This window comes from Sulfurihydrogenibium sp., from assembly GCF_027448985.1.
In the GTDB taxonomy this organism is placed as follows: domain Bacteria; phylum Aquificota; class Aquificia; order Aquificales; family Hydrogenothermaceae; genus Sulfurihydrogenibium.
Genome location: NZ_DAIDMN010000145.1, coordinates 1 through 1,695 on the forward strand (window position 1 = coordinate 1; position 1,695 = coordinate 1,695).

Sequence of the window (1,695 nt, forward strand, 5' to 3'; positions counted from 1 at the left end):
CAAGTATGTCCTACCTGTTTCTGTTTTGACATAATGGAAAAAAATTCTTTAGATGAAAGTTTTTCAGAAAGGCTAAGAATTTACGATTCTTGCTTTAGTCCAAACTTTGCCGTCGTCCATAAATTTAATTTAAGAGATAAGGTATCTTTGAGGTACAGACAGTGGTTATTACATAAAATGGCGTACTGGCAAGACCAATTCGGAGATTTCGGATGTGTAGGATGTGGAAGATGTATAACATGGTGTCCAGCAAAAATAGATATTCAGGTAGAAACTCAAAAGTTGAGGGATTTTTAATGGGACCTTACTCTCTAAAAGTTGCAAGAGTAATAAATGCTTATAGAGAGAATTATAACACTGTAACTGTCGATGTTGAATTTGATTTAAAAGATGCAAAAGCAGGTCAGTTTATTATGTTTTACGCATTTGGAAGGGGTGAGTCTCCAATAACGATAGCAGACTATAAAAACGGTGTTATGACAAACACTATCAGAATCGTTGGAGATGTTACTGGATACTTTGAAAGTGTAAAAAAAGGAGATAATCTTTATTTACGTGGACCTTACGGTAATAGTTGGCCATTGGAAAAAGCTTTTGGTAAAGATTTAGTTATAGTATCCGGTGGACTTGGACTTGCAGCTACTAGATGGATTATAGAGGAAGCACTTAGCCAAAAAGATAAGTTTAAAAAAATTTTATCTCTTTACGGCGCAAAAAGTTACGATGATATTCTTTACAGGGATAGGATAAAGTATTGGGAAAAGGAAATGAATTTTCAAACGATTTTGAACATTTCCGATGAAAGATGGAATAAAAAAGTAGGTTTAATTACAGAATTGATAGAAAATAATGATTTAGATGAAGATAGCGTTATTTTTATATGTGGACCTGACCCTATGGTTAAAGCTTGTGTTGAAAAATTAACATTAAAAGGTGTAAAAAAAGAAAACATATACGTATCTTTAGAAAGACATATGAAGTGTGCGGTAGGAACATGTGGTCATTGTATGATAGGTCCGTACTTTGTTTGTAAAAACGGACCTGTCTTTAACTACAGTGAAATAGAGTACTTTTACAATAAAAAAGGTGTTTGATGAAAGTTGGAATATTTAAGTTTTCTTCTTGTGATGGTTGCCAATTGTCCTTTTTAGAGCTTTCCCAAGAGTTAGTAAATCAAAAAGATATTGAAATTGACTACTTTTTAGAAGGTCAATCAAACAACAGATATGAATTTTTTGATGTAGCATTTGTTGAAGGTTCTATATCCACGGAAGATGAGATTTTAAGAATAAAAGATATAAGAGAAAAAAGTAGAGTTCTTATAACCATAGGGGCATGTGCAACATCTGGCGGTGTTCAATCTATAAGGAATTTCAGAGATTTTAACGAAACAAAAACCATTTATAAAAACCCTGATGTAACAAAAAAAACGTTTGATAAAGCACTTCCCGTATCTACAGTGGTTAAGGTAGACCATGAAATAAGAGGATGCCCTATACCAACGTATATACTTAAAGAATGTCTTATTGCACTTTTACTAAAAAAGAGTGTTCCGGATTACAACTACTCTGTATGCCTTGAATGTAAAAGAAAAGGTAATGTATGTCAATTGATTTTAGGAAGACCTTGTCTTGGTCCTATAACGATGGCTGGATGTAACGCAATCTGTCCCTCTGTAAATAGAGGATGTTATGG

The 1,695-nt window shown here is 33.3% G+C and carries 3 protein-coding genes; all 3 read left to right on the forward strand.

The window, feature by feature from the left end; all coding sequences use genetic code 11:
- Positions 1-297, forward strand: a 297-nt coding sequence (locus NE054_RS08090; RefSeq protein WP_297890455.1) for a 4Fe-4S dicluster domain-containing protein, incomplete at its 5' end; no start/stop codon positions are given.
- A complete protein-coding gene (locus tag NE054_RS08095) occupies positions 297-1,094 on the forward strand; it encodes an FAD/NAD(P)-binding protein (RefSeq protein WP_297890456.1) in 798 nt (265 codons plus the stop codon). The genes NE054_RS08090 and NE054_RS08095, both read left to right, overlap by 1 nt.
- Positions 1,094-1,695 (forward strand): Ni/Fe hydrogenase subunit delta (locus tag NE054_RS08100; RefSeq protein WP_297890457.1); only part of this gene is annotated, 602 nt, incomplete at its 3' end. The genes NE054_RS08095 and NE054_RS08100, both read left to right, overlap by 1 nt.

Excerpts from the sequence above, each read along its gene's own strand:
- NE054_RS08095 (WP_297890456.1), top strand. The coding sequence starts at position 297 with ATGGGACCTTACTCTCTAAAAGTTGCAAGAGTAATAAATGCTTATAGA.